Here is a 5,750-nt window from a genome sequence, read left to right on the forward strand (position 1 = left end):
CTCGAGAGGCTGGCGGTAGACCGCACGGTAATTGTCGTGGACAACCGCGGTATCGGCCTGTCGGACGGAGCGACCCCGAACACGGTCGTAGCCATGGCGGAGGGAATCGCTGAATTCGCGGCGTCACTGGGACTGATCAGCGTCGATGTGCTCGGGTTCTCACTGGGCGGTTATGTGGCCCAGGCATTGGCGCGTATCCGGCCGAACCTGGTACGCCGCCTGGTACTCGCCGGCACCGCGCCGCGCGGATTCGGCGAGGACATCGCCGCAGGAGGCCGGGTACGGTCGACCATCAGCAAAAAGCTGATCAGCCCCAAAGACCTCATCCATCTGTTCTTCCCTCCGACCGCAGCCGGCCGGGCGCACGGCATCGAGTACGTCCGCCGCCTGTCCCGACACCGGGTGGGCCCTGGCGGCGGCGTCGCCGAAACCTCTTGGCGGGCCCAGTTGGAAGCCGCGGCGGCCTGGGGAGCACGTGATCCGCTGGCCGTCCGGGAGCTTTCGGCAATCACGCAGCCGACCCTCGTCGCACACGGCGAACTCGACATCATGGTCGCCGCGGAAAAGAGCATCATTTTGGCGTCACATGTGCCACATTCCGTACTGAGGATGTACCCCGACACCGGGCACGGGTTTCTGTTCCAAGCGTACGAAGAATTCGGTGCCGACGTGGTGCGCTTTTTGGCGGATGAGTCGTCCCAGCACGCCGTGCTTCCCTAGGTGGAGATGAAGTGGAGTCGACTGAGCAAGGCCCCGGGCAGGCGTCCCGATGCCCGTTCGAACTGGACGTCAACGGTTCGGATCAGCACGCGGAGAACGCCCGCCTGCGGGCGGCGGGGAGAGCCGTGCCGGTCCAACTCCCTGGTGGTGTGCGGGCGTGGGCGATTCCGCACCATGAAGACCTGCGCCGGGTGCTGACGGACCCCAGGGTCGCCAAGGGGATCGCGCACTGGGGGGCAGCGGCCCGCGGCGAAGTGCCGGACGGGTGGCCGTTGATCGGCTTCGTCGCGACCGACAGCGTCATCAACTCGCACGGCGCGGATCACCGACGGTTGCGCGGACTGGTCGACCAGGCGCTGACCCCGGCACGGGTGGAGGCTATGCGCCCGGGGGTGGAACAACTCGTCGATGCGCTCCTCGACCGGCTCGCCGCACGGCCGGGGGACCGACCGGTGGACTTCCGCAAGGCTTTCGCCTATCCCATCCCCACCGCCGTCATCTCGGACCTGTTGGGCGTCCCGCAGCGCAAGCGACGTCTGCTGCACGTGCTCACCGGCATGCAAACCCGTACGAACAACACCCCCGAACAGGTCCTGGAGATCGACGGGCGGATCGAGGTGCTGCTGCGGGAGATCGTGGCGGAACGTCGCGGCACCCCCGGGAACGACCTCATCAGCGCGCTGCTCATGGCACGCCGAGCCGGAGACGACCGGCTCAGCGACAGCGAACTGCACGGCATGGTCCTGCTGATGTTCTTCGCCGGCCACCAGAGCGTCATCAACGTACTCGTCAACGCCTGCCACGCGCTGCTCACCCACCCCGAGCAGCTCGCGTCCGTCCGCGCCGGGGAGGTCCCGTGGAGTGCCGTGGTCGAGGAGACGATGCGCTGGAACGGTGCGGTTAACCAGTTCCCGATGCGCTATCCGCTCGAGGATGTCGCCATAGGAGGCGAGACGATCCACCGGGGAGAAGCCATCCTCGCGTCCTTCGGTTCGGCGGGCCGGGACCCGGAGCACCATGGGGTGGACGCGGAACGCTTCGACGTCCACCGCCGACAGGCCGGCCACCTCGGCTTCGGGCACGGTCCGCACTTCTGTGTCGGGATTCACCTGGCGCGTCTCCAGCTCGAGACGGCACTGGCCGGATTCTTCACCCGTTTCCCCGACGTGCGGCCGGCGCAGTCCGACACGTGGACCGTGCGGCCCGTGCCCTCGTTCGTCAGCAACAGCATCGAGGCGCTCCCCGTGCTCCTCGGCCCTGCCGCGGCAACCGGGCCACGCTGACGCGGCACGCACGTTCGCGGCGCCGAGCGACAAGCACCGCCCGGCAGGGGGTTCGCCGGCGGCCTGCCCAGACCGACAGAGAGGACGCCCCTCGTGACCACGCCCAGAATCGCCCTGCTGGCACCCACCGCCACCGTCTCCCCTGCCGAACAGCTCACCGTCCCCACCTTCGGTGACGTCGTCGTGGACCGGCCGGCACACGCCGACTGGCAGCGCTACCTGCACGAGTTCGACCCGTCAGCCGATCTCGCGGCGGTGTGGATCGACGCGGACGCCGAGCCGCTACCCGCCGTCCGGGCGCTGCGGTCGAACACGAGGTTCAACCGGACCCGGGTGTACGTCGTCGGGCCCGGTACGGCCGGCCCGGTTCCCGCCTGGGCGGAGGCACTGGACGTCGAGGACATCGTGCGGCCCGCCGCGGTGGCGCCCGGGGGGTTCACCACCTCAGTAGAACTGGCCCTGCGGGCACACCGCGCGTTGATGACGGACGACCTCTACACCGACTACTACCTCGACATGACGTTCAACAGGATCTTCGACTGGTTCGAGACGACCCGCTGGGACTGGACCGAGGTGGACCTGGACCGCATCGAGCGCGGCATGCTGGACGAACGGACCGTGGACTTCCTCACCGAGGCGGCCGTGATCGAGTTCGGCACTCTGCCCGGTGCCCACAACTTCCTGCGGGAGTGGCAGGGCGAGGCCAGCTTCTCCTCCTGGGCTCTGCAATGGGGTGCGGAGGAGTCCCGTCACTCGCTGGTCCAGGCCCGCTACCTGGACCGGATCGGGGTCAAACTCCGTTCGAAGCACGCGCTCTACAAACGTGAGCCGTACCCGCAGGGCGACGTGCGCTCCGCCACCCTCATGATGAACGTGATCTCGGAGTCACGCGCGTCCGCCCTCTACAAGTCGCTCGCGGCCCATGTGTCGGAGCCGGTGATCCGCAAGATCTGGCGGCTTCTGGCCCGGGACGAGGCCCGGCACTGCCGTGCGTTCTCGGTCTTCATGCGGGAACTGTGCGACGGCAACACGGCCCATCGGACCGCCGCGCTACGCATGGCCTACATCTGGCTCGCGGACCGGCGCAACGGCGTCAAGCATCCGGCAGGCATGTTCTATCCGCACTCCACGTCCTCGGCCGGCATCCGCCGGATCGAGACCCTTCAGCACGACTCGGTGGACGCCGCGGACGCCAAGGTGATGTCGATCGTCCGGCTCCTGGCGGACGACCACTCGCTGGAGACCCCGCGGGACATCAAGGCCAAGCTGCGCGACCTGGCCCGCCGGCCCGGCGCTCGCTGACCGGCAGTCCCGGCGTCCGCCTCCGACCGCGCCCCCGACGCGTCGGCCTCACAGAACAGGACAACCACACGCCATGTCACAGATGCGTGTCACCGACATCGAACGAACAGTCCGCCACATCGTCGCCGAGCAACTGCGCGTCATGGTCGAGGAGGTGGACGTAGACGCCGATCTGCGCTCCCTGCCGCGTTTCGACTCGATACACGCGCTCCAGATCGTGCTCGAGATCGAGCAGCACTACGACATCGAGGTGGAGGACCACATCGTCTTCGAGACGAGCACCGTGCGGGAGTTCACGGCCGCGGTCGCCGGGGTGATCGCGGAGGCGGGCTCGGAGCCGGTGTCGTGACACTTTTCGCAGCGCTCGGCCATGTCGCCGCACGGAGGTCCGGGCGGGGCATGCACGTGCTGCACCGGGGCCGAGACGGCGACGCCCTGTCCTACACCGACCTCTTCACCGAGGCCGGGCGGGTGGCGGCGGGGCTGCTGTCCCGCGGAGTGCAGCCCGGCGAACGGGTTGCCCTCGTCCTGCCGACGTCGGTGGACTTCGCGCGCGCCTTCTTCGGTGTGCTGGCGGCCGGCGCGGTCGCGGTGCCGCTGCCCGGCCCCGCTCCCTTCGGGTCGTCCGACGCCTACCTTCGGCGCACCGCCGCCGCACTGCACCGCTCACGGGTACGCGTCGTGCTGACGGCTCCCGCCATGCTCCCACTGCTCGGTCCGGGACTGTCCACCGGCACCCACCCGGTCGACGTTCTCCTGGTGCCGGAGGTGGCCGAGCCGGGGACGGCCCACGTCGCACGGACGGCGTCGGACCAGGCCGTGGTCCAGTACACGTCGGGAACCAGCAGTGAGCCACGGGGCGTCGTGCTCACCCACGGCAACGTGGCGGCCTCGGTGGAGGCCATCGCCCGCGGCACCCGGCTCACCGGGTCCGACGTCGGCTGCACCTGGCTGCCCCTTTTCCACGACATGGGGCTGGTCGGTTCCTTCCTGACACCGCTGCTGCACGATGTCGACACCCATCTGCTGACGCCCGAGGACTACCTGCGTGACCCGAGGGGATGGATTGAGGCCATAGGGCGGCTGGGTGCCACCTACACCATGGCTCCGGATTCCGGCTACAGATACGTCCTGCGACGCGACGCGAGGCCGCTGACCGGGCTGGACCTTTCCCGCTGGCGCATCGCGGTGAACGGCGCCGAGCCGGTCGACCGGCGGCTTCAGGATGCCTTCGTCGAGCGTTTCGCGCCCGCCGGACTGGCGAAGAACGTCTTCCTGCCGGCCTACGGACTGGCGGAGGCGACCCTGGCGGTCGCCTTCCCCCCGGTCGGCCGACCGACCAAGGTGTTGCGTGCCGACCGGGACGAACTGAACCGGGGCCGGTATGTACCGGTGTCCCCCGGTGCCGGGCCGTATCGCGAACTGGTCGGCGTGGGAACGCCGGTATGGCGTACCGAGGTTCGTCTCACCACCGCGAGCGGCGGACCAGCCGCGGACGGCACGGTCGGTGCCATCGAGGTGCGGGGGGCCTCCGTCTCGAGCACCGGGTACGACCACCACCCGGAGGAGAGCCGTCGCCTCCTCCTGCCGGGCGGATGGGTGGCGACCGGTGATCTGGGCCTGTGGCACGACGGCGAGCTGTACATCGTGGGCCGCACGAAAGAGGTGATCATCGTCTTCGGTGCGAACCACTGGGCGAGCGACATCGAGGCAGTGGTGCGGGACACTCCCGGCCTCCCCGTCCACGGCGTCCTGGCCGAGCAGATCTGGAGCGACGAGGGAGGTCGGCTCGGGCTCGTCGTCGAGACGACGCAGCAGGACGAAGTGGGCCGTCGTGCCACGACGCAACGCATCCGCGCGCGCGTCGTGGCCGAGCTGGGCATCACGCCCGACGCGATCGTGTTCGTGCGCCGGGGCGGAATCGCCCGTACATCGAGCGGCAAGGCGCTGCGCCGCCCGCCACCCCCTGGCATGCGCACGTCCCGCTCCGGTGTATGACGCGCCCGGAGCGCCCGGACCACACCGCGCGTCCGCGACAGGGCACTACGTGCCGCAGGCGCCGCGGAGCCCCCTGCCCACCTGCCGTGGGGACCACACCCCGCATGACCGGCCCTGGAGGCCTCTCATGGCGCACCACAGCGCATACCTGCTCGGTCACTCCGAGAGTGAGCACCAAAGGCTCTCCCTGCAGAGCAAGGCGGTCTCGCCGTTCACCGAGCGCACACTGCGGTCGGCCGGAGTACGTCCGGGGATGAACGTCCTGGACATCGGCGCCGGGCTGGGCGACGTCTCCCTGCTGGCAGCCGGTCTGGTCGGGCCCGGTGGGCACGTCGTGGGAATCGATCGTGACCCCGGAAGCGTCCACAAGGCGCGGATCCGGTCGCGGGACGCGGGTCTTGCGCGCTCTGTGCGGTACGAGGTCGCGGACGTCGGCAGCTTCACTTG

At 69.5% G+C, this 5,750-nt stretch carries 6 protein-coding genes; all 6 read left to right on the forward strand.

The window, feature by feature from the left end:
• Positions 1 to 720 (forward strand): alpha/beta fold hydrolase (locus STRIP9103_RS15205; RefSeq protein ID WP_009311791.1); only part of this gene is annotated, 720 nt, incomplete at its 5' end.
• 11 nt (positions 721 to 731) lie between these two features.
• Positions 732 to 2,003, forward strand: a complete 1,272-nt coding sequence (locus STRIP9103_RS15210; protein WP_009311793.1) for a cytochrome P450 family protein — start codon at positions 732 to 734, stop codon at positions 2,001 to 2,003.
• A 93-nt stretch (positions 2,004 to 2,096) separates the two neighbouring features.
• Positions 2,097 to 3,305, forward strand: coding sequence for a ferritin-like domain-containing protein (locus STRIP9103_RS15215; RefSeq protein WP_009311789.1), 1,209 nt, complete (start codon positions 2,097 to 2,099; stop codon positions 3,303 to 3,305).
• Positions 3,306 to 3,378: 73 nt separating this feature from the next.
• The gene (locus tag STRIP9103_RS15220) at positions 3,379 to 3,654 is read left to right on the forward strand and encodes an acyl carrier protein (protein WP_009311787.1); all 276 of its coding nucleotides are present in this window, start codon (positions 3,379 to 3,381) and stop codon (positions 3,652 to 3,654) included.
• Positions 3,651 to 5,303 carry an AMP-binding protein gene (locus tag STRIP9103_RS15225; RefSeq protein WP_100243917.1) on the forward strand — a complete coding sequence of 551 codons (1,653 nt, stop codon included), beginning with the start codon at positions 3,651 to 3,653 and terminating at the stop codon, positions 5,301 to 5,303. The genes STRIP9103_RS15220 and STRIP9103_RS15225 overlap by 4 nt, the downstream gene beginning before the upstream one ends.
• A 127-nt stretch (positions 5,304 to 5,430) precedes the next feature.
• On the forward strand, positions 5,431 to 5,750 hold a 320-nt coding region (locus STRIP9103_RS15230), incomplete at its 3' end, for a methyltransferase domain-containing protein (protein WP_009311790.1).

The organism is Streptomyces ipomoeae 91-03, assembly GCF_000317595.1.
GTDB classification, from domain to species: Bacteria; Actinomycetota; Actinomycetes; order Streptomycetales; family Streptomycetaceae; genus Streptomyces; species Streptomyces ipomoeae.